Below are 22,193 nucleotides of genomic sequence, written 5' to 3'. Positions count from 1 at the left end.
CGCACGGATATCTGCGCGGTGGCCCGCCGAGGCCGACCCCGGATCAAGGATGACGTCACATTTCGGAGAGTATGAGCAGGAATGCACGGACGCGACCGGGGTGCGTCCGCGGCGGCGCGCCAAGTGGCGCCGAAGGGCGGTCCGCACCGCCCTGGTCCTCGCCCTCCTGCTCCTCCTGCCCACCCTCACCGCAGCCCTGGCCCTGCGCCTGAACTACGCGGGCGCCCCCGAGGACGGCACGTACACCAGAAACCGTGACGCGATCCGGCTCGGCCATGCGTGGGTCGACGGACGCAAGCGGGCGGCTGGAGAGCACCGGGATCCGTGACCTCTACGTCCACGCCGGGCCCCTCGAGCACGACGGCACCCTTCCCGCGCGCAAGTACCCCAGGGCCCGCTGGTTCCTGGACGCCGTACAGCGATCGGCCCCGCACATCCGCGTCCAGGCCTGGCTCGGCGACAAGCTCGCCGGCGAGAGCCCGGACGGGCTGCGCCTCGACAGACCGGACACCCGGGCCGCCGTCGTCGCCTCCACCCGGCAGATCCTCGACACCGGCTTCGACGGCGCCCACTGGACCGCGTACCGCGAGGACTGGGTGGTGCGGTGAACAAACCGTGACCCAGACGTCATGCGTGCTTTAACTCGGCGCACCCTCTTGTTAGTTGTGGCCGAGCTGTGGGCGACCTACGGTCCACCAATGCGAGCGTTGATATCCAGCAAGGCCGCCAGACGCGCCCTGCGGCCCATAGTGCAGCTGATCGACCAGCGGATCGAACGCGAGGTCCGCCGCCACATCGAGATCTCCTCGAAGGACGCCCTCCAGAAGGAGCTGCGGACGCTGCGCAACCGCCAGCGCCCCCTGGAGCTCTTCTTCGACGGCACCGGACGCGGCGCGTCCCGGCTGCCCTCCGCGCCCCATCTCAACCGCACCATCACGGAGCTGGAGCAGACCGCGGGCGTCGACCGGCAGGCCGCCGAGCGCAATGTCGCCCAGGCCTTCCGGCTCCTGATCGCGATGGAGGCGCTCGGCGTCGGCCGGATCGCCGGCGGCACGATGAACATCGTCGGCAAGCTCTCCGCCGTACCCCTGCTCGACCCCCCGAACGACGAGATCCTCGAGATCGGCACGCTGTACGGCATGTTCAGCGCCGCGCTCATCCGGATGTCGGAGCGCGCCGGGCGGACACCGAGCCTGACCATCGTCGACCCGCTCGCCGGAACCCAGCTCCAGCCCGGCGCGAGCATGGGCGACGACGCCTCCGGCACCCCGGTCAACCTGGCCGCCGTACGGACCAATCTGAGCCTCGCCGGAGCGGCCGGCGCCGCCGCCCGCATCCAGCAGGGCTTCTCCGAGGACCCCGAGGTGCGGGCCCTGGTCGCCGATCGCTCCTACGGCGTGGTCATCGTCGACGGCGACCACTCCGCCGCCGGTGTCGCCGCCGACCTGGAGTGGGCCGAGCAGATCGTCGCGCCGGGCGGGATCGTCGTGCTGGACGACTTCGGGCACCCCAAGTGGCCCGGGATCAAGGAGGCGTTCGAGAAGCACATGACCACGGACACCCGGTTCACGTTCCTGGGCCAGGTGGCCCACTCGGGGTACCTGCGAGCCGCCTCAGCCTGAGCCGGAGCGCCTGCGGATTTTGGATCCCAGCCACACCAGCGGGTCGTACTTGCGGTCCACCGCCCGCTCCTTCAGCGGGATCAGCGCGTTGTCCGTGATCTTGATGCCCTCGGGGCACACCTCCGTACAGCATTTGGTGATGTTGCAGTAACCGAGGCCGTGTTCGTCCTGGGCGGTGCTCTTGCGGTCCAGGCCGGACTCGGCGGCGGCGTCCAGCGGGTGCATGTCCAGCTCGGCCACCCGCATCAGGAACCGCGGCCCGGCGAACGCCTGCTTGTTCTCCTCGTGGTCACGGACCACATGGCAGGTGTCCTGGCACAGGAAGCACTCGATGCACTTGCGGAACTCCTGCGAGCGGTCCACGTCCTCCTGCATCATCCGGTACTCGCCGGGGCCCAGCTTCTCCGGCGGGACGAACGAGGGGACCTCCCTGGCCTTCTGGTAGTTGAAGCCGACGTCCGTGACGAGGTCCCGGACCACCGGGAAGGCGCGCAGCGGAGTGACGGTGATCGTCTCCTCCCGCTCGAACACCGACATCCGCGTCATGCACATCAGCCGCGGGCGGCCGTTGATCTCCGCCGAGCACGAACCGCACTTGCCCGCCTTGCAGTTCCAGCGGACGGCCAGATCGGGCGCCTGCGTGGCCTGGAGGCGGTGGATGATGTCCAGCACCACTTCGCCGTCGTTCACCTCGACCTTGAAATCCTCCAGGCCGCCGCCCCCGACGTCACCCCGCCACACCTTGAAGCGGGCCTCGTAGCTGCTCACTCGTACAGCTCCTCTTCGGCGAGGTACTTGACCAGCTCCTCCTTGTCGAAGAGGGCGAGCAGGTCAGAGCGGATGGGGTCGGTGGTCTCCCGGCTGAGGTCGATCTGGCCGCGCTCCGGGTCGGTGGCCGCCAGCCCGCCGGTGGGATCGGCGAGCCGGCACAGCAGGTTGACGTTGCGCCAGGTGCGCTCCATCGCGGGATGGTCCTCGCGGGTGTGGCCGCCGCGCGACTCGGTGCGCTCCAGGGCGGCCCGCGCCACGCACTCGCTGACCAGCAGCATGTTCCTGAGGTCCAGCGCCAGATGCCAGCCCGGGTTGAACTGCCGGTGCCCCTCGACCCCGGCCCTGCGGGCCCGGACCCGCAGCTCGGCCAGCTTCTCCAGCGCGTGCGCCATCTCGCCCTCCCGGCGGATGATGCCGACCAGGTCGTTCATGGTCTGCTGGAGCTCCTGGTGGAGGGTGTACGGGTTCTCCGGCGCGGCCTGATCGGGGCTCTCCGCGGAGAAGGGGCGCAGGGCCTCCGCCGCCGCGGTGTCGACCTGGACGTCGTCCACCTCGGGCCGCTCGAAGGCGAGGGCCGCCGCGTACTCGGCCGCGTGCCAGCCCGCCCGGCGCCCGAAGACCAGCAGGTCGGACAGGGAGTTGCCGCCGAGCCGGTTCGAGCCGTGCATCCCGCCCGCGACCTCACCGGCCGCGAAGAGCCCCGGCACCCCGCGCGCCGCCGCGGTGTCCGACTCGACCGCGATCCCGCCCATCACGTAGTGACAGGTCGGCCCGACCTCCATCGCCTCGGCGGTGATGTCGACGTCCGCCAGCTCCTTGAACTGGTGGTACATCGACGGCAGCCGGCGCTTGATCACCTCGGCGGGCATCCGCGTCGACACGTCCAGGAAGACCCCGCCGTGCGGGGAGCCCCGGCCCGCCTTCACCTCGGCGTTGATGGCGCGGGCCACCTCGTCGCGGGGGAGCAGTTCGGGGGGCCGCCGGTTGTTGTCCGGGTCCTCGTACCAGCGGTCCGCCTCCTCCTCGGACTCGGCGTACTTCTCCTTGAAGACGTCCGGGACGTAGTCGAACATGAACCGCTTGTCCTCGGAGTTCCGCAGCACCCCGCCGTCGCCGCGGACGGACTCCGTGACGAGGATGCCCTTCACCGACGGCGGCCAGACCATCCCCGTCGGGTGGAACTGCACGAACTCCATGTTCAGCAGGGGTGCCCCCGCGAGCAGCGCCAGCGCGTGGCCGTCGCCGGTGTACTCCCAGGAGTTCGACGTCACCTTGAAGGACTTGCCGATGCCACCGGTGGCGATGACGACGGCAGGCGCTTCCAGGACGAAGAAGCGGCCGGTCTCACGGTCGTAGGCGAAGACACCGGAGACGCGGTTGCCTTCCTTGAGCACCCGGGTGACCGTGCACTCCTGGAAGACCTTCAGGCGGGACTCGTAGTCGCCGGTCTCCTTGAAGTCCTGCTGCTGCAAGGACACGATCTTCTGCTGGAGCGTGCGGATCAGCTCCAGACCGGTGCGGTCGCCGACGTGCGCGAGCCGCGGATACTCATGGCCGCCGAAGTTGCGCTGGGAGATCCGGCCGTCCTTCGTACGGTCGAACAGGGCGCCCCAGGTCTCCAGCTCCCAGACCCGGTCCGGGGCCTCCTGCGCGTGCAGTTCGGCCATCCGCCACTGGTTGAGGAACTTGCCGCCGCGCATGGTGTCGCGGAAGTGCACCTGCCAGTTGTCGTGCTCGTTGGCGTTGGCCATCGCGGCCGCGATCCCGCCCTCGGCCATCACCGTGTGCGCCTTGCCGAACAGCGACTTGCAGATCACCGCCGTACGGGCGCCCCGCTCGCGCGCCTCGACGGCCGCCCGCAGGCCCGCGCCGCCCGCGCCGATCACGACGACGTCCCACTCCTGCCGGTCCACCACGGACATCAGAACAACCTCGGATCGTCGAAGGCACCGGACGCGACGAGATAGACGTAGAAGTCGGCGAGCGCCACGCTCACCAACGACGACCAGGCGAGCAGCATGTGCCGGGCGTTCAGCTTGCCGACCCACTGCCACATCCGGTAGCGCACGGGGTGCTTGGAGAAGTGCTTCAGCTTGCCGCCGACGATGTGCCGGCAGGAGTGGCAGGAGATCGTGTAGGCCCAGATCAGCACGATGTTGAGGAGGAACACCAGGGTGCCGAGGCCCATGTGGCCCCACTCGTAGTGCTCATCGCGGAAGGCCAGCACGGTGTCGTAGGTCAGGATTCCGGCGACCAGGATCGCGGCGTAGAAGAAGTACCGGTGGATGTTCTGCAGGATCAGCGGGAAGCGGGTCTCGCCGGTGTACTTCTTGTGCGGCTCGGCCACCGCGCAGGCCGGCGGGGACGCCCAGAAGCCCCGGTAGTAGGCCTTGCGGTAGTAGTAGCAGGTCAGCCGGAAGCCCAGCGGGAAGATCAGGATGATGATCGCGGGTGAGATGCCCCACCAGCCGCCGAAAATCTCCCAGTTGGGACCGCCCCGCATCGGCTCGCAGTTCTCCGCGAGACAGGGGGAGTAGAACGGCGAGACGTACGGGGCCGCGTAGTAGTCGGCGTTGGCGAAGGCGCGCCACGTCGAGTAGACGATGAACGCCAGCAGCCCGGCCGCGGTGGCGGCGGGCGCCAGCCACCAGCGGTCGGTCCGCAGATGCGGGGCGCTGATGGCGGCGCGCGAAGGCGCACGCACGCCGCCGGGCGGATGGGGGTCGGTGTCAGGGGGTTCCGTACCAGTGGCCAACTTTTGACTCCGGTCGGTTCGGGTGAGGGTCTGTCCGGCGGATCAGGCCGGCTGTGAGAAGGGGGCGTGTCGGCGGGGCCGAGCGGGGTCTGGTGCGTGCAGCTGCAAGGCGGAGGAGGGAGTCGACGCGGAGCGTCGGCGACCGACGACAACGCGGCTGGGGGTCCCCCCTCTGGGGGAGCGCGTGCCAGGGCCCGCGACGCCGGGATGATCCGCCGGACAGACCCTCAGGGTGCTCGCCGGTCCCGGGCGCCGAGGCCCTCGTCGTCCGTGTCGATCCAGAGCGAACCGTCGTAGGGGGTGTCGGGGATCGTGACGAGGTCGGGGCGCCGTTGGGTCTGCTGGGCCGCGGGGGCGGAGGCCGCCGCGCGCAGCAGCGCCACGCTCTCGCGCAGGTGATCGCAGTCGGTACGGACGCGGCGGATGTCCAGACCGCCGCTGCCGAGCTGCTGTTCCAGGCGGCTCACCGACCGGTTCAGATCGTCGAGACACCGCTGGACTGCCGTCAGGTCGTCGTGCACGGACATGACGTGACCTCACTTCCGTCGGCTCTGCGGCCGTGGGCGGCAACGTTCATGCGCCTGCGAGTGTTGCGCGTCACACCTGTCGCTGTGAAGGGACGTGCACCGATTGGCCGAGGCGCGTAGGTGCATCCCGTGGTGCGTTGCGCCGCACGGGTGGGCTTCCCGGCGTCCCTCGCCGTGTCGCCGCCCGTTGCCGAACCCTTTCCTCTTCAGTGGCCGCATAGATGTGATCAGCTCCATATACCGCCAAAAGTGATCATAACCCCCGCGGCTCCCGGAGGTAAGCAGAGATGTCCTACGACGGCCCCGGACCACGTGCTGTGACGCGTTCGGTCCTCTTCCTCACCGCCGGCGCGCTCGCGCTGGCCGGATGTGCCACCGAGGACCCCGCGGGCAAGCCGCTCGCCGAGCAGGACATCGCCCCCGCCGCCCGCTCCCTGGTCGCCGACGGCGGCTCCCTGCGCTGGGCCGTGGACGCCGTACCGGACACCCTGAACACCTTCCAGGCCGACGCCGACGCCACCACCACCCGGGTCGCCCAGGCCGTACTGCCGTCCCTGTACCGCCTCGACGGGACCGGGCGGCCGGAGCTGAACCCCGACTACCTGGAGTCCGCGAAGGTCGTCGACACCGAGCCGAAGCAGGTCGTGCTGTACAAGCTGAACCAGCAGGCCGTCTGGAGCGACGGCCGGGAGATCGGCGCCGCCGACTTCGCCGCCCAGTGGCGGGCGCTGTCCGGCAAGGACTCGGCGTACTGGACCGCGCGCAACGCCGGTTACGACCGCATCCAGCGCATCGAGCGCGGCGAGAACGACCTGGAGGTCAAGGTCACCTTCGCCCGGCCCTACGCCGACTGGCGCTCGCTGTTCTCGCCGCTGTACCCGAAGGACGTCATGGGCACCCCGGACTCCTTCAACGACGGCGCCCGGCGCAAGCTCAAGGTCACCGCGGGGCCCTTCGCCGTCCGCAAGGTCGACCGCAAGGACGACGAGATCACCCTCGCCCGTAACCCGCGCTGGTGGGGCGCCCCGCCCAAGCTCGACGAGATCGTGCTGCGCGCGGTCCCGCGCGACGAGCGGGCCGCGGAGCTGGCCGCCGGGAAGCTCGACCTCGCCGAGATCGACCCCGGGACGGCGCACCGCATCGGGTTCTCCGGACGGGCCGGCGGCAAGGGCACGGCCGCCCCGGAGGGCAAGGGCTCGGCCTCCCCGCTGCCGGGCCCCGCCAAGGGCGCCAAGGCCAAGGACCCCGCCTTCCGGGACATCGACGTGCGCCGCTCCCTGGAGCCCGCCTTCACCCAGCTCGCCCTCAACGGCGCGGACGGTCCGCTCGCCGACGAGCGGGTCCGCCGGGCGGTGGCCCGGGCCCTGGACCGGGACAAGCTCGCCGGGGCCGTACTGAAGCCGCTGGGGCTGCCCGCCGAGCCTGTCGGCAGTCATCTGGCGCTGGCCGGGCAGGCCGCCTACGCCGACAACAGCGGCGCGCTGGGCGACCAGGACACGGCCGAGGCGCGGGCGCTGCTCGCCGACGCCGGGTGGGTGCTCGGCGGCCCGGTGAAGGAGAAGGGCGAGAAGGCGGCCGGGTCGGAGGGGGAGAAGGAGAAGAAGGGCTCCGAGGGCAAGGGTTCTGAGAAGGAGTCCGGGGGTGGCGAGGACGGCACGTACATCGTCGGCGAGGACGACAAGGCGCCCGCGGAGGCGGACCGGGAGAAGAAGCGGCACGAGCTGAAGCAGGGCGGGGCGCCGGGCGCGTACGCCCCGAAGGGCACGGCCGCTCCCGCGGCGGCGGCGCCCGCGGCGCTGGCGAAGGACGGCAAGCCGCTGACGCTGCGGTTCGTGCTGCCCTCGGGGCCGGGCTCGGAGTCGCTGCGGACGGTGGCGGAGCGGATCCGGCGGATGCTGGACCGGGTCGGGATCCGCACCGAACTGTCGAAGGTCTCGGACGAGAGCTACTTCAAGGACCACATCGCCTCCGGCGAGTACGACCTGGCCCTGTACTCCTGGCCGGCCTCGGCCTTCCCGGCCACGGACGCGCGGCCGATCTACGCCAAGCCGGTCCCGGCGGCGGACGGCTCCCTGAACGTCGAGCAGAACTACACCCGGGTCGGCACGGACCAGGTGGACCAGCTCTTCGACCAGGCGATCTCCACCCTGGACGAGGGCGAGACCAGGAGCCTGATCCGCAAGGCCGACTCCCGGATCTGGGCGGCGGCGGGCTCCATCCCGCTCTACCAGCGCCCCCAGCTGACGGCGGCCAGGAAGAGCCTGGTCAACGCGGGCGCCTTCGGTTTCCAGACCCCGGTCTACGAGGACATGGGCTTCCTGAAGAAGGGCGCTCGCCCGGCCGCCGGGCCCAGCAAGAAGTAGCCCGAACCCGCTCCGACCTGCACAGAAGGGACCCGGCGCGCTTGTAGTGCCGGGGCCCCGTACCATGGGGTGAGGCCGTGGCATGTCAAGCCCGGCAGGGCCCGCGTAGACACAGACGTACGCGCAGGCCGTCCTCACACTCCGGGAGAACGCCGCAATATGGCCACGCGCCACGACATCCGCAACGTCGCCATCGTCGCCCACGTCGACCACGGCAAGACCACCATCGTCGACGGCATGCTGAAGCAGGCCGGTGCCTTCGCCGCTCACCAGCTCGACTCCGTCGACGACCGCATGATGGACTCGAACGACCTGGAGCGTGAGAAGGGCATCACGATCCTCGCCAAGAACACGGCGGTGAAGTATCACCCCAAGGACGGCGGGGACCCGATCACCATCAACATCATCGACACCCCGGGCCACGCCGACTTCGGTGGCGAGGTCGAGCGCGGTCTGTCGATGGTCGACGGTGTGGTGCTCCTGGTCGACGCCTCCGAGGGCCCGCTCCCGCAGACCCGCTTCGTGCTGCGCAAGGCGCTCCAGCAGCGCCTGCCCGTCATCCTGTGCATCAACAAGACGGACCGCCCGGACTCCCGGATCGACGAGGTCGTCAACGAGACGTACGACCTCTTCCTCGACCTGGACGCCGACGAGGACCAGATCGAGTTCCCGATCGTCTACGCCTGCGGCCGCGACGGCGTCGCCTCGCTGACCAAGCCGGAGGACGGGACCGTTCCCGCGGACTCCACCAGCCTGGAGCCGTTCTTCTCGACGATCCTGGAGCACATCCCGGCCCCGAACTACGACGAGGCCGCCCCGCTCCAGGCCCACGTCACCAACCTGGACGCCGACAACTTCCTCGGCCGTATCGCGCTGCTCCGCGTCGAGCAGGGCGAGCTGCGCAAGGGCCAGACCGTCACGTGGATCAAGCGCGACGGCACCATGTCCAACGTCCGCATCACCGAGCTGCTGATGACCGAGGCGCTCACCCGCAAGCCCGCCGAGGTGGCCGGCCCCGGTGACATCTGTGCCGTCGCCGGTATCCCGGACATCATGATCGGTGAGACCCTCGCCGACCCCGAGAACCCGGTCGCGCTCCCGCTGATCACGGTCGACGAGCCCGCGATCTCCATGGTCATCGGTACGAACACCTCGCCGCTGGTCGGCCGTGGCGCCACCGGCAAGGGCGCGGACGCCAAGGCCGTGGTCAAGGACCGCAAGGTCACCGCCCGGCAGGTCAAGGACCGCCTGGACCGCGAGCTGATCGGTAACGTCTCGCTCCGCGTGCTCGACACCGAGCGCCCGGACGCCTGGGAGGTCCAGGGCCGTGGTGAGCTCGCGCTCGCCATCCTGGTCGAGCAGATGCGCCGCGAGGGCTTCGAGCTGACCATCGGCAAGCCCCAGGTCGTCACCAAGGAGATCGACGGCAAGACCTACGAGCCCGTCGAGCGCATGACGATCGACGTGCCCGAGGAGCACATGGGCGCGGTCACGCAGCTCATGGGCGTCCGCAAGGGCCGTATGGACAACATGTCCAACCACGGCTCCGGCTGGGTCCGCATGGAGTTCGTCGTCCCCTCGCGCGGTCTGATCGGCTTCCGTACCGAGTTCCTGACCCAGACCCGCGGCACCGGCATCGGCCACTCCATCCACGAGGGCTTCGAGCCCTGGTTCGGCACGCTGCAGACCCGTAACAACGGTTCGCTGGTGGCCGACCGGGCCGGCGCCGTCACCGCGTTCGCGATGACGAACCTCCAGGAGCGCGGTGTGCTGTTCACCGACCCCGGCACCGAGGTGTACGAGGGCATGATCGTCGGCGAGAACTCGCGCTCCGACGACATGGACGTGAACATCACCAAGGAGAAGAAGCTCACGAACATGCGGTCGTCCTCGGCCGACTCGTTCGAGGCGATCGTCCCGCCGCGCAAGCTCTCGCTGGAGCAGTCCCTGGAGTTCTGCCGCGACGACGAGTGCGTCGAGGTCACCCCGGAGGCCGTTCGCATCCGCAAGGTCGTGCTCGACCAGCGGGACCGCGCCCGTACCGCGAGCCGCGCCAAGCACGGCTGATCCGCCGCCAGGCGCACGCCTGGCACCGGCACTTGAGCCCGGGTCCCCTCATGGTGAGGGGATCCGGGCTTTTTGCAACCGGTTTTTCGACCCCCGAGTGTCCGAAATGCGGAGATCCTCGCCCGATAGCCATGTAACACGTCCGTTTCGCGCCCTTCTCGGGGCGAACAGTTTGTCCAGATTTTGGAAGGTCTACGCGTCAGCTGTGACTGAATTGAGATTTAAAGACAGTGGTCGGTAGTTGGCACATGGCAGATAGTTAGCCGCGTAGCGCTCGGGTCAATGGGTCTCGCGCTGTGGGGACAGCGCCGGCTCACGAGCACCAGGGGGTGTCTGACCCTCCGTCAGGGGTGTCGGAGGAAAGACACGTTTCCCCTCCAGTCGGTGAACGCGTTGAGTCACGAGGAGGAACCCATGTGCGGTGTCCTGTGCACCAGGTGGGTCGTGCCGTCCGTTTTCGTCGCACCACGCTCCGCTCGGGGCAGTTGCCGCTGACGTGGCCGTCGGCGGGCTAGAACCGCCGTTCGCCTACGCGCGTCCGGCTGCGGATTTTCCGCACGCCCCGGGGTGCCCCGACGTTTCTTCATGATCCGATCCGCGACCACGCACACCCTGCGCCGGTCGTGGGTTCGGCACACCCACACCTGTGAAACGGACGAACTGTGACAAGTCCTATCGACATCGAGGGCGGCGGGAGTTCGGTCCTCGTCGACGGCGAACCAGAGCCGAAGACGAAGCCCGAGGACGAGCAACTCGTCGGCCGGTCCCCCGGCCAGCTGATGTGGATCCGCTTCAAACGCGACCGCACCGGCGTGATCTCGGCCTACGTGGTCATCTTCTTCTTCGTGGTCGGACTGCTCGCCCCGCTGATCTCCAAGCTGTACGGCAAGGACCCGTACACGGTCTTCGCCGACGAGCGTCCGGAGCTGTTCGACAGCGCGGGTGTGCCGGTGCAGCCCAACGGCGGCATCAGCGGCGAGTTCTGGTTCGGCCTCGAACCGGGCAACGGCTACGACGTCTTCACCAAGCTGCTCTACGGCATCCGCAACTCGCTCGGCATCTCGCTCGCGGTGACCCTGGCCACCGTGCTCACCGGCATCCTCCTCGGTGTCGCCGCGGGATACCTGGGCGGCAAGACGGACTTCTGGATCAGCCGGGTGATCGACTTCCTGCTCGCCATCCCCTCCCAGCTGTTCTTCATCGCGAGCATGCCGGTCGTGGTCTCCCTGTTCGTCAGCCCACGCGACGAAACCCCGGTCTACGTCCGGGTGGTGGCGCTGATCGCGGTGATGTGGGTGCTCGGCTGGATGAGCCTCGCGCGCATTCTGCGCGGCACCGCACTCGCCCTGCGAGAACGGGAGTTCATCGAGGCCGCCAAGGTGAGCGGGGCACCACCGGGCCGCATCATCCGCAAGGAGATCCTGCCCAACCTGGTCACCCCGATCCTGGTGCAGGCCACCTACATGCTGCCCAACTTCGTGACCGCGGAGGCGGGTCTGTCCTTCCTCGGAGTGGGGCTCGTCGAACCGACCCCGGACTGGGGCCAGATGTTCTCCAAGGCGGCCACCGAGCTCGTCATGCAGAACGACATCACCTACATGTTCTTCCCGGGCATCTCGATGATCATCTTCATCGTGGCCTTCAACCTGCTCGGGGACTCGGTCCGGGACGCCTTCGATCCCAAGACGGCCCGCTGACCGAGCAATTGAGGGGCGTCCTCGCCCGAACCCGGCCGACGGCACGACCGTCGGCGGGACAGCACTTCATCGGCACTGGTGAACACAAAGATGGGTGGGAATTGAGTGATGGGTAAGGGTGGACGCCACGCGTACGCCGCGATCTCCCTGCTCGCGGCGGGAGCTCTTGTGCTCACCGGCTGCAGCGAGGGCGGCAGTGAAGGCACCAACAACGACAAGCAGGACAAGGAGAACGCCGAACGCCAGCAGTCCGGCATCGAGTTCGGCGACGCCAAGGCCTCGACCGGGCCCGCCGAGGAGGTCGCCGGCGCCAAGCCGGGCGGCAGCATCACGGTGCTCCAGCGCGACAGCTTCGCGCACCTCGACCCCGGCCAGATCTACGTCTCCGACGAGATGGCCCTGTCGCAGCTGATCCACCGAGGGCTCACCGGCTACAAGGCCACCAGCGACGACGGCAAGGAGCACGAGGTCGTCGGCGACCTGGCCACCGACTCCGGTACCACCACGGACGGCGGCAAGACCTGGAAGTACACGCTGAAGGACGGGATCAAGTGGGCCGACGGCTCCGCGATCACCTCCGCCGACATACGGCACACCTTCGAGCGCCTGTTCGCGCCGTTCATCTCCAACGGTCCGACCTACATCCAGCAGTGGCTCGCCGACACCCCGGGCACCGACTACCGCGGTCTGCTCAAGGACGGTCCGTACAAGGGCAAGCACCTGCCGGACACCATCCTCGAGACCCCGGACGACAAGACGATCGTCTTCAAGTTCAAGACGGCCAAGCCCGACCTGCCCTACGCGCTGGCCATGGCGGGCTACTCGATCGTCTCGGAGAAGAACGACACCAAGGAGAAGTACGACAAGGAGCCGATGACGGCCGGTCCGTACAAGATCCAGGAGTTCAAGTCCGGCAAGTCGATGACCCTGGTGAAGAACACCAACTGGGACGGCAACACGGACCCGATCCGCCGGCAGTACGTCGACCAGTTCAACTTCCAGTTCAACAAGCAGTACGAGGACTCCACCAAGGCCATCCTCGACGACTCCGGCGCCAACGCCACCGCGGTCAGCTTCAGCAACCAGGTCGACGCGGGCAACCTGTCCAAGGTGCTCGGGGACGCCTCGCTGAAGAACCGTACGATCTCCGGCTACCAGCCGTACGTGGGCCAGATCAACGTCAACCTGTCCCAGAAGGAGATGCAGGACAAGACGGTCCGCGAGGCCATCGCCTACGCCCTGCCGATCACGCCGTTCGTGCGCGCCTACGGCGGCACCGACGCGATGGAGGTCGCCGGCGGTCTGATCAGCCCGACCGTCTCCGGCTACGACCCGAGCTTCGACCCCTTCGGCAAGAAGAAGAAGCCGGCCGGTGACCCGGAGAAGGCCAAGGAACTGCTGGAGAAGGCCGGCAAGAGCGGCATGAAGCTGACCTTCGGCTACATCAACACCCCCGAGGGCCAGCAGTACTCCACCGCCATGGCGGCGGGCCTGGAGAAGGCCGGCTTCGACGTGCAGCGCCAGGACATCCCGGCCGAGACCTACTACGACCAGGTCTCCAAGGTGAAGAACAACTTCGACATCTTCCACACCGCGTGGGGTGCCGACTGGCCGAGCGCCTCGACCGTCATCCCGCCGCTGTACGACGGCCGCCAGATCCAGGACGGCGCCTCGAACTACTCGCACATCGACGACCCGAAGGTCAACGCGGACATCGACAAGGCCGGCACCATCACCGACCCGGTGAAGGCCGCCGAGGCGTGGAACGCGATCAACGAGTACATCGTCAAGGACGTCATCTCCAACATCCCGACGGCGTACTACAAGCAGACCCAGATCGCCGGTTCCAAGATCGGCGGCCTGGTGTACGACGACGTCATCGGTGGCGTCGACCCGCGCCGGCTGTTCGTGAAGTAATCCCTTCCCGACCGCGGTGCCCGGTGCGCCCCGTCCCGTGACGGGGCGCACCGCGCCGCACGGCCTTCGAGTCCGAAAGCTGCCACTGAGATGCTGCGCTTCCTCTTCCGCCGGATCCTCGGCTCGATCGTGATCCTGATCCTGCTGACCGTCGTCGCCTTCCTGCTCTTCTTCGGCATGCCCCGTGATCCGGCGCTGCTGATGTGCGGCAAGACGTGTACGCCCGAGGCCCTGGAGAACATCCATCGCACGCTCGGCATCGACAAGTCGATCCCCGAGCAGTTCTGGATCTTCATCTCGGGGGTCGTCATGGGTCGCGACGACTTCTCCCAAGGCCCCTGCGACGCCCCCTGTTTCGGCTACTCGTACCACACCAACGAGGAGGTCTGGGCGACCCTGCTGGACCGGCTGCCGCTCACCGCCTCGCTCGCGCTCGGCGCCACCGTGGTGTTCCTCTTCGTCGGACTCGGCACCGGCATGATCGCCGCCTGGCGGCGCGGAACGCTGGTGGACAAGTCGTTCACGGCGGGCTCCATGGTGCTCAGCTCGATGCAGATCTACTTCCTGGGCCCGCTGGCCATGGCCGTGCTGGTGTACCAGACCCATATCTTCGACGAGCCCCGCTACACCGAACTCACCAAGGATCCGATCGCCTGGTTCACCGGGCTGATCATCCCGTGGGTCGTGCTGTCCACGATCTTCGCGGCGCAGTACACCCGTATGGCGCGCTCCTCGATGATCGAACAGCTCCAGGAGGAACACGTCCGCACCGCCCGCGCCAAGGGCATGAGCAGACGGTACGTCTTCTTCCGCTACGCCTGGCGTGGCTCGCTCATCCCGATCGTCACCATCCTCGGCATCGACCTCTCCTCGATGCTGGGCGGCGCGATCATCACCGAGTACACCTTCGGACTGCCCGGACTGGGACATCTGGCGGTGGAGTCGGTGCAGTTCAGCGATCTCCCGCTGCTGCTGGGCGTGATGCTGTTCGCCGCCACCATGATCCTGCTGTGCAACATCATCGTCGATGCCGTGTACGCCGTGATCGACCCGCGCGTGCGGCTTTCCTAGCCGCCCTTAGGAGCACTTCGTGACCACTTTGACCAAGGAGGCCGGGGCGCCCGTTCCGGCCGGCGCGGGCGCGTTCCTCTCGGTGCGGGACCTGCACGTCAGCTTCAAGACCGAGGACGGCATCGTCCGGGCCGTCGACGGGCTCTCCTTCGACCTCGAACGCGGCCGCACCCTCGGCATCGTCGGGGAGTCGGGCTCCGGCAAGTCCGTCACCAACCTGACAGTCCTCGGCCTGCACAACCCCATGTTCACCACCGTCGAGGGCGAGATCCTGCTGGAGGGGCAGGAGCTGACGACGGCCCGCGAGTCGGAGCTGGAGAAGCTGCGCGGCAACAAGATCGCGATGATCTTCCAGGACCCGCTGACCGCGCTCTCCCCGTACTACACGGTGGGCCGCCAGATCGCCGAGCCGTTCATGAAGCACCGGGGCGCCTCCAAGCGGGAGGCCTGGGACCGGACCGTGGAGATGCTCGGCAAGGTCGGCATCCCCAACCCCAAGGAGCGGGCGAAGGACTACCCGCACCAGTTCTCCGGCGGTATGCGCCAGCGCGCGATGATCGCCATGGCCCTGGTCTGCGACCCGGACCTGCTGATCGCCGACGAACCGACCACCGCCCTGGACGTGACGGTCCAGGCGCAGATCCTCGACCTGCTCAAGGATCTCCAGCAGGAGTTCGGCTCGGCGATCATCTTCATCACGCACGACCTCGGGGTCATCGCCGACATGGCCGACGACATCATGGTGATGTACGCGGGCGGCGCGATCGAGCGCGGCTCGGCCCGGGAGGTGCTCCGGGCGCCGCAACACCCGTACACCTGGGGTCTGCTGAACTCGATGCCGCGGATCAGCTCGGACGTCGGCGCGCCCCTCGCGCCCATCCCCGGCTCGCCGCCCTCGCTGCTCAAGCCGCCCACGGGCTGCCGGTTCCATCCGCGCTGCACCTTCCAGGGCCGGGTGGGCGGCAACCGCTGCGTCACCGAACGCCCGCTGCTGGGCCCGGACCGGGCCTCCGCCTGTCATCTGACGGCGGACCAGAAGCGGACCATCTTCATCGAAGAGATCAAGCCCCGGCTGGGCTAGGGCCAGGAGGACACGTCATGACAGAGGACCTCGTCCTCCCAGCTCCCCGGCAGGCCGTGACGGCCGGGGAGCCCCTGCTGAAGGTGGAGGGGCTGACCAAGCACTTCCCGGTCAAGGGCGGGTTCCCGATCCGCCGTACGGTCGGCCATGTGCAGGCCGTCGACGGCATCGACCTGACCGTGAACGTCGGTGAGAGCTTCGGCCTGGTGGGGGAGTCGGGCTGCGGCAAGTCGACGACCGGCCGGCTGATCACGCGCCTGCTGGAACCGACCGCGGGCTCGATCGCGTACCGCGGCCAGGACATCACGCACGCCAACCGCAAGCAGCTCGCCCCGATCAGGTCCGAGATCCAGATGATCTTCCAGGACCCGTACTCGTCGTTGAACCCCCGCCAGACGGTCGGCAAGATCATCTCCGGCCCGATGGAGATCAACGGCATCAACCCCGAGGGCGGCCGGGAGAAGCGCGTGCGCGAACTCCTGGAGATCGTCGGTCTCAACCCCGAGCACTACAACCGCTTCCCGCACGAGTTCTCCGGCGGCCAGCGCCAGCGCATCGGCGTGGCGAGGGCCCTGGCCCTGGAGCCGAAGCTGATCGTGGCGGACGAGCCGGTCTCCGCCCTGGACGTCTCGATCCAGGCCCAGGTTGTCAACCTGCTCCAGAAGGTGCAGCAGGAACTCGGCATCGCGTTCCTGTTCATCGCCCACGACCTGGCCGTCGTTCGGCACTTCTCGCAGCGCGTCGCGGTCATGTACCTCGGCAAGGTGATCGAGGTCGGCGACCGCGATTCGATCTACGCCCGTCCCCGTCACCCGTACACCCACGCCCTGCTCTCCGCGGTGCCCGAGGTGAACCTCGCGGAGGAGGAGGCGGCTCCCCGGGAGCGGATCCGCCTCGCCGGCGACGTCCCGTCCCCCATCTCCCCGCCCTCCGGCTGCCGGTTCCGCACCCGGTGCTGGAAGGCGCAGGACAAGTGCGCGGCGGAGGAACCCCCGCTGGTCCGCCTCTCCGGCAACCACGAGGGCCACCTGACGGCCTGCCACTTCCCGGAGGACCCGACGACCGAGGCGAGGTCGGAGGACATCGTCCTGGATCCGGCGCTGGCGGCGTTGGAGGAGCAGTTGGAGGAGGACTGACCCCGACCGCAGACGACAACGGGGCCCGTGCCGGGGAGGCACGGGCCCCGTCCCCTTGGAGCGGACGTTCGCGGGCTCGGGTCAATGGGCCGTGCAAAGTCCGTTCCGGGGGCGACGGCTGACGAAAGGGGTGTGTCAGACCGCCGCCTCGGGGTCCTTGGACAGACGGGGGGCAGGAACGGTTCCCTCCGTCTCCGGGTAGTGGCACGCGGTCAGGTGGCCGGGCTTGTTGCCCTCGACCTGGACCAGCGGCGGCGCCTCCGTGGCGCACTTCTCGGTCGCCTTCCAGCAGCGGGTGCGGAATCGGCAGCCGGTGGGCGGGTTGATCGGGGAGGGCACGTCGCCGGTCAGGCGGATGCGCTCGCGGGCGGGCTGGTCGTCCGCCGTCGCCTCCGGTACGGCGGACAGCAGGGCCCGCGTGTAGGGGTGGCGCGGGTTGCCGTACAGGTCATCGCGGTCGGCGATCTCGACGATCTTACCCAGGTACATGACCGCGACGCGCTGCGAGAAGTGCCGTACGACGGCCAGGTCGTGGGCGATGAAGACGAACGCGATGCCGAGCTCGCGCTGCACCTTCTGGAGCAGGTTGACGACCTGGGCCTGGATCGAGACGTCGAGCGCGGAGACCGGCTCGTCCGCCACGATCAGCTTCGGCTCCAGGGCGAGCGCGCGGGCGACACCGATGCGCTGGCGCTGGCCGCCGGAGAACTCGTGCGGGAAGCGGTTGTAGTGCTCGGGGTTGAGACCGACGATCTCCAGGAGTTCGCGCACGCGCTTCTCCCGGCCGCCCTCGGGGTTGATGCCGTTGATCTCCATCGGACCGGAGATGATCTTGCCGACCGTGTGCCGCGGGTTCAGCGAGGCGTACGGGTCCTGGAAGATCATCTGGATCTCGGAGCGGACCGGCGCCAACTGCTTGCGGTTGGCGTGGGTGATGTCCTGGCCCTGGTAGGAGATCGTGCCAGCGGTCGGTTCCAGCAGGCGGGTGATGAGCCGGCCGGTCGTCGACTTGCCGCAGCCCGACTCGCCGACCAGACCGAGGCTCTCGCCCTCGTGGACCTGGAAGTCCAGGCCGTCGACGGCCTGCACATGGCCGACGGTCCGACGGATCGGGAAACCGCCCTTGATCGGGAAGTGTTTGGTCAGCCCGGAGACGTCCAGGAGGGGAGTGGTGCTGCTCATGGTGGTGAAATCCCGTCTTGAGTACGTCAGTTGGCGCGGCTGCCGGCGAGGTCGGTGAAGAACTCACGGCGCTGTTCGGCGGTCAGGTGGCAGGCGGAGCCGCGTCCGTCGACGATCTCCAGCGCGGGTCGCTCGGACGAGCACAGCCCGCCCTCGACCTTCTCGGTGAAGGCGCACCGCGGGTGGAAGCGGCAGCCCGACGGCGGGTTCAGCAGCGAGGGCGGCGAACCCGGGATCGGGTTCAGCGGTACGTCCACTGGACCGTCCAGGCTCGGCATCGAGCCCAGCAGACCCCAGGTGTAGGGGTGCTGCGGGTTGCGCAGCACCTCCTCCTTCGTACCGCGCTCCACGCACCGGCCGCCGTACATCACCAGCACGTCGTCGGCGACGTCGGCGATCACGCCCAGGTCGTGCGTGATGAAGATGATCGCGGTGCCGAACTCCTTCTGGAGGTCTTTGAGCAGGTCCATGATCTGGGCCTGCACGGTGACGTCCAGCGCGGTGGTCGGCTCGTCGGCGATCAGCAGCTCGGGGTCGCAGACCAGGGCCATGGCGATCATCGCGCGCTGGCGCATACCGCCGGAGAACTGGTGCGGGTAGTCGTCCACGCGCACGTCCGGCTGCGGGATGCCGACGCGGGTCAGCATCTCGATCGCCCGCTTGCGCGCTTCCTTCTTGGAGCAGCCCGTGTGCTTGCGGTACGTCTCACCGATCTGCTGGCCGATGGTGTGGTACGGCGACAGCGAGGTCAGCGCGTCCTGGAAGATCATCGACATCTTGTTGCCGCGCAGCTTCTCCAGGGTCTTCTCCGGCGCCCCGTTCAGCTCCTCGCCGTCGAGGACGATCGAGCCCTCGACCTTGGTGCTGTCCGGGTTGTGCAGACCCAGGATGGTCAGGTTGGTGACCGACTTGCCGGATCCCGACTCACCCACGATGCCGAGCGTCTTGCCGCGTGCGAGGTCGAAGGAGAGACCGTCGACGGCCTTGACGGTGCCGTCCTCGGTCGAGAAGTGCACCTTCAGGTCCTTGATGGACAGGAAGGGCTGCTGTTCGGTGCTCGTCACGGGGACGCTCCAGTGAGGGGTGATGCGGGGTAGCTGGTGGGGGCGGCGGGTCAGGCGAGCCTGATGCGCGGGTCGATGAGGGCGTAGCAGGCGTCAACCAGGATGTTGGCGATCACCACGAAGGACGCGGTGAGGACCATGACACCGAGCAGCATCGGAAGGTCGTTGGTGAACACGGACTTCACCGCGAGCATGCCGATGCCCTGGAGGCTGAAGGTCTGCTCGGTGATCATCGCGCCGCCGAGCAGGACGCCCATGTCGATGCCGAAGATGGTGACGATCGGGCCCATGGCGCCGCGCCAGGCGAAGCGGAAGAACACGGTGCGCCGGGACAGGCCCTTGGCGCGGGCGGTGCGGACGAAGTCCTCGTTGAGCGTCTCGACCATCTGGGAGCGCGTCATACGGGTGTAGTTGGCGGTGAAGATCAGCGCGAGCACCAGCCAGGGGAGCAGCAGCCCGCTGAACCAGGCGCCCGGGTTCTCGGAGAACGGCGTGTAGCCGGGCTGGTCCAGGATCTGCCACTGGTACACGAAGAAGTACAGGGCCAGGGTGCCGACGAAGTAGATCTGCATCGAGGAGGCGACCAGCGAGGCGCCGGAGGCGAACTTGTCGATGGCCTTGCCCTGGTGGCGCGCGGCCAGCATGCCCATTCCGACACCGAACACGACGAAGACCACGGCGGCCCCCATGCCCAGGGAGAACGTCGTGGGGAAGCGGTCCAGCACGGTCGCGAGCACCGGCTCGCGGTTGACGAAGGAGTAACCCAGGCACGGCGCTTCGCAGTTGCCGAAGCCGGGGTAGTTGCGGCCCATGAAGATGCCGGCCAGCCAGTCCCAGTACTGCTGCGGAAGCGGGTCGGAGATCCCCATGTTGTGGCGGATCAGCTCAAGCGTCTCCGGCGTGCACAGCTTGCCGCAGGCCATCCGTGCCGGGTCGCGCGGCACCGAGTAGAACAGCATGAACGTGACCGCGCTGATGATCAGCAGCGTGATCACGGCGCCGAGGAGCCGGCGCGTGAGGAAGCGAAGCATGGGGAGTGGCTTTCCTGGGAGGGCCGTCGTGCGGATCGGGCCGGGCCGGGGGTGACCGGTGGCCCGGGGGACACGTGCCGAGGGTGGGGGGCGGGGTGAACCGCCCCCCACCGCTCAGGTGCTGGATCAGGCCTTGACGTACATCTTGTAGAGCATGCTGCCGTCGAAGTTCGGGTCCATCTTCACGTTGCCGAGCTTCGAGCCGTGCAGGTAGATGCGCTTCATGTAGACGTCGGGGATGAAGGCACCGGTCTCCGTGACCTGCTTGTCCAGGGCGGCCCACATCTTGTTGGCCTTGTCCTGGTCGACCTCGGAGGTGGCGGCCTTGATGGCGGCGTCCACGGCCGGGTCCTTCAGGTGGGAGTAGTTCTGGCCCTGGTCCTTGACCTGGGTGGACTCGAACAGCGGCTGGAAGACCGAGTAACCGGTCGGCCAGTCGGAGGACCAGCCGCCCCAGTAGATGTCGAAGCCGTTGTCGAGCTTGCCGACCTGGTCGTACCACGTGGTGGAGTCGACGGCCTTGGTGACGACGTCGAAGCCGGCCTTCTTCAGGGCCTGCTCGACGACGACCTTGACCTTCGCGTTGGTCGGGTCGTTCTGGTAGGCGTAGACGACCTTGTAGCCGGTCTTGCCGGCCTTCTCCAGGACCTTCTTCGCCGCGGCCGGGTCGCCCGCCGGGTTCTTCAGCTTGCCCCAGACGTCCTGCGACTCGTAGCCGGCGACGAGCGGGCTCATGATGCCGGTCGCGTAGTCACCGCGGTTGGCACCGCCCTGGAGCTGACGGATCTGGGCCGTCGGCCAGGCGCGGATGATGGCCTCGCGGACGGGCAGGTCCTTCACCCGGGTGGTGTTGATCCAGTAGACGCTGGTGCCGTTGGACAGGCCGGAGATGACGCGGTCCTTGGCCTCGGTGGTGGCCTTGGCGACGCGCTCCACCGGGACGGTGCGCCAGGAGGTGGCGTACTGGTCCTTGCCCGCGTCGGCGAGCAGACGGTCGGCGGCGGTGAGCTGCTCGATGCCGAAGGTGAAGTCGAACTCGTCCGGGTAGGCGTTGCGGATCGGGTCCGTCGCCGGGTCCCAGTGCTCGTTGCGGACCAGGACCATCGACTTGTCGGTCGTGTGGCTCTTGATCTTGTACGGGCCGTTGGAGACCGGCTTCTTGTCGTAGTCCTGCTTGGTGTCCTTCTTCTCCGGGGTCGGCGCGTAGGAGTGCATCGCGAGGACGTAGTTGAAGTCCGGACGAGCCTCGGAGAGGTGGAAGGTGATGGACTTGCCGCTGGTCTCGATCGACTTCAGGTGCTTGCCCTTGTACGGACCCGTGTACGACTTGCGGTAGTCCGTGGAGCCGGTCAGCCAGGTCTGGACGTAGAAGGCACCCTCGGTGATGAAGGTGTCGAAGGCGCGCTCGATGCCGTGGCGGACGTCATCGACGGTGACGTCGGAGCCGTCCTCCCACTTGATGCCGTCCTTGAGGGTGAAGGTCCACTTCTTGCCCTCGTCCTCCATCTTGCCGGTGTCGGTGGCGAGGTCGCCGACGAGAGTCTGCGAGCCGTCGTCAGCGATCTTGTAGCCGGTCAGCGTGCGGGAGAGGACCATCGCCGCGAGCGAGTTCCAGGCGTAGTAGATGCGCTGCGGGTCGAGGTGCGAGAAGTCGTCGTCGTTCAGAAGGTAGACCTTGCCGCCCTTCTTCGCGCCGGAGACCTCGGGGGCCGGGCCCTTGGAGTCCTCCGCGGTGCCGATCTTGACCGTGGTCGCGTTGGCCTTGGCGGCCTCGGCCTTCCCGCCGCCGGAGTTGCTGGTGGAGTCACCGCTGCTGCACGCGGTCAGCACGGAGCCGGAAGCGGCGGCCACACCGGTGGCTATCAGGAAGTTTCTACGCGAGAAGGACATCGCAATCCTGCCTAGGTAA

Annotated in this window: 16 protein-coding genes and 1 pseudogene; 9 read left to right on the top strand and 8 right to left on the bottom strand. The window is 68.3% G+C overall.

Annotated features, from left to right (window positions below; genetic code table 11):
* Positions 1-49: 49 nt before the first annotated feature.
* Both AC068Z_RS01615 and AC068Z_RS01610 read left to right on the top strand, forming a co-directional pair.
* Positions 50-575, top strand: a pseudogene (locus tag AC068Z_RS01615) (hypothetical protein); the annotation flags it as partial.
* A gap of 123 nt (positions 576-698) precedes the next feature.
* Positions 699-1,622: a class I SAM-dependent methyltransferase gene (locus AC068Z_RS01610; RefSeq protein ID WP_478551253.1), complete on the top strand. Its 924-nt coding sequence runs from the start codon at positions 699-701 to the stop codon at positions 1,620-1,622.
* On the opposite strand, the gene AC068Z_RS01605 is transcribed toward AC068Z_RS01610, so the two are convergent.
* From AC068Z_RS01605 to AC068Z_RS01590, 4 genes are all read right to left on the bottom strand, one after another.
* Complete coding sequence (locus AC068Z_RS01605; protein ID WP_478551251.1) at positions 1,614-2,390, bottom strand: succinate dehydrogenase/fumarate reductase iron-sulfur subunit; 777 nt, start codon at positions 2,388-2,390, stop codon at positions 1,614-1,616. The genes AC068Z_RS01610 and AC068Z_RS01605 overlap by 9 nt on opposite strands.
* Complete coding sequence (locus tag AC068Z_RS01600; RefSeq protein WP_478551249.1) at positions 2,387-4,315, bottom strand: fumarate reductase/succinate dehydrogenase flavoprotein subunit; 1,929 nt, start codon at positions 4,313-4,315, stop codon at positions 2,387-2,389. The genes AC068Z_RS01605 and AC068Z_RS01600 overlap by 4 nt, the downstream gene beginning before the upstream one ends.
* On the bottom strand, positions 4,315-5,148 hold the full coding sequence (locus AC068Z_RS01595) for a hypothetical protein (protein ID WP_478551247.1): 834 nt from the start codon (positions 5,146-5,148) through the stop codon (positions 4,315-4,317). The genes AC068Z_RS01600 and AC068Z_RS01595 overlap by 1 nt, the downstream gene beginning before the upstream one ends.
* 227 nt (positions 5,149-5,375) lie before the next feature.
* Complete coding sequence (locus AC068Z_RS01590; RefSeq protein WP_478551245.1) at positions 5,376-5,675, bottom strand: hypothetical protein; 300 nt, start codon at positions 5,673-5,675, stop codon at positions 5,376-5,378.
* Between the two features lie 287 nt (positions 5,676-5,962).
* On the opposite strand from AC068Z_RS01590, the gene AC068Z_RS01585 reads away from it, so the two are divergent.
* The 7 genes from AC068Z_RS01585 to AC068Z_RS01555 all read left to right on the top strand — a co-directional run bounded on the left by AC068Z_RS01585 (position 5,963) and on the right by AC068Z_RS01555 (position 17,007).
* Positions 5,963-8,038: an ABC transporter family substrate-binding protein gene (locus AC068Z_RS01585; RefSeq protein ID WP_478551243.1), complete on the top strand. Its 2,076-nt coding sequence runs from the start codon at positions 5,963-5,965 to the stop codon at positions 8,036-8,038.
* 159 nt (positions 8,039-8,197) lie between these two features.
* Positions 8,198-10,105, top strand: coding sequence for a translational GTPase TypA (typA, locus tag AC068Z_RS01580; protein ID WP_478551241.1), 1,908 nt, complete (start codon positions 8,198-8,200; stop codon positions 10,103-10,105).
* Between the two features lie 662 nt (positions 10,106-10,767).
* Positions 10,768-11,802, top strand: coding sequence for an ABC transporter permease (locus tag AC068Z_RS01575; RefSeq protein WP_478551239.1), 1,035 nt, complete (start codon positions 10,768-10,770; stop codon positions 11,800-11,802).
* 108 nt (positions 11,803-11,910) lie between these two features.
* Positions 11,911-13,719, top strand: a complete 1,809-nt coding sequence (locus AC068Z_RS01570; RefSeq protein ID WP_478551237.1) for an ABC transporter substrate-binding protein — start codon at positions 11,911-11,913, stop codon at positions 13,717-13,719.
* A gap of 90 nt (positions 13,720-13,809) precedes the next feature.
* Positions 13,810-14,790 carry an ABC transporter permease gene (locus AC068Z_RS01565; RefSeq protein WP_478551235.1) on the top strand — a complete coding sequence of 327 codons (981 nt, stop codon included), beginning with the start codon at positions 13,810-13,812 and terminating at the stop codon, positions 14,788-14,790.
* Positions 14,791-14,809: 19 nt separating this feature from the next.
* Positions 14,810-15,871, top strand: a complete 1,062-nt coding sequence (locus AC068Z_RS01560; RefSeq protein ID WP_478551233.1) for an ABC transporter ATP-binding protein — start codon at positions 14,810-14,812, stop codon at positions 15,869-15,871.
* A gap of 17 nt (positions 15,872-15,888) precedes the next feature.
* On the top strand, positions 15,889-17,007 hold the full coding sequence (locus tag AC068Z_RS01555) for an ABC transporter ATP-binding protein (protein ID WP_478551231.1): 1,119 nt from the start codon (positions 15,889-15,891) through the stop codon (positions 17,005-17,007).
* A 135-nt stretch (positions 17,008-17,142) separates the two neighbouring features.
* Here AC068Z_RS01555 and AC068Z_RS01550 read toward each other — a convergent pair whose 3' ends face one another.
* The 4 genes from AC068Z_RS01550 to AC068Z_RS01535 all read right to left on the bottom strand — a co-directional run bounded on the left by AC068Z_RS01550 (position 17,143) and on the right by AC068Z_RS01535 (position 22,174).
* The gene (locus tag AC068Z_RS01550) at positions 17,143-18,189 is read right to left on the bottom strand and encodes an ABC transporter ATP-binding protein (RefSeq protein WP_478551230.1); all 1,047 of its coding nucleotides are present in this window, start codon (positions 18,187-18,189) and stop codon (positions 17,143-17,145) included.
* Between the two features lie 26 nt (positions 18,190-18,215).
* Entirely contained in the window at positions 18,216-19,253 is a 1,038-nt protein-coding gene (locus tag AC068Z_RS01545; protein WP_478551228.1) for an ABC transporter ATP-binding protein, read from the bottom strand.
* 50 nt (positions 19,254-19,303) lie between these two features.
* Positions 19,304-20,284, bottom strand: coding sequence for an ABC transporter permease (locus AC068Z_RS01540; RefSeq protein ID WP_451720303.1), 981 nt, complete (start codon positions 20,282-20,284; stop codon positions 19,304-19,306).
* 126 nt (positions 20,285-20,410) lie between these two features.
* The gene (locus tag AC068Z_RS01535; RefSeq protein ID WP_478551225.1) at positions 20,411-22,174 is read right to left on the bottom strand and encodes an ABC transporter substrate-binding protein; all 1,764 of its coding nucleotides are present in this window, start codon (positions 22,172-22,174) and stop codon (positions 20,411-20,413) included.
* Positions 22,175-22,193 lie beyond the last annotated feature (19 nt).

The sequence above is a fragment of the Streptomyces sp. NPDC043726 genome (genome assembly GCF_056436565.1).
The sequence above is the reverse complement of the archived record's forward strand: the minus strand, read 5'-3'. Positions and strand labels throughout refer to the sequence as shown.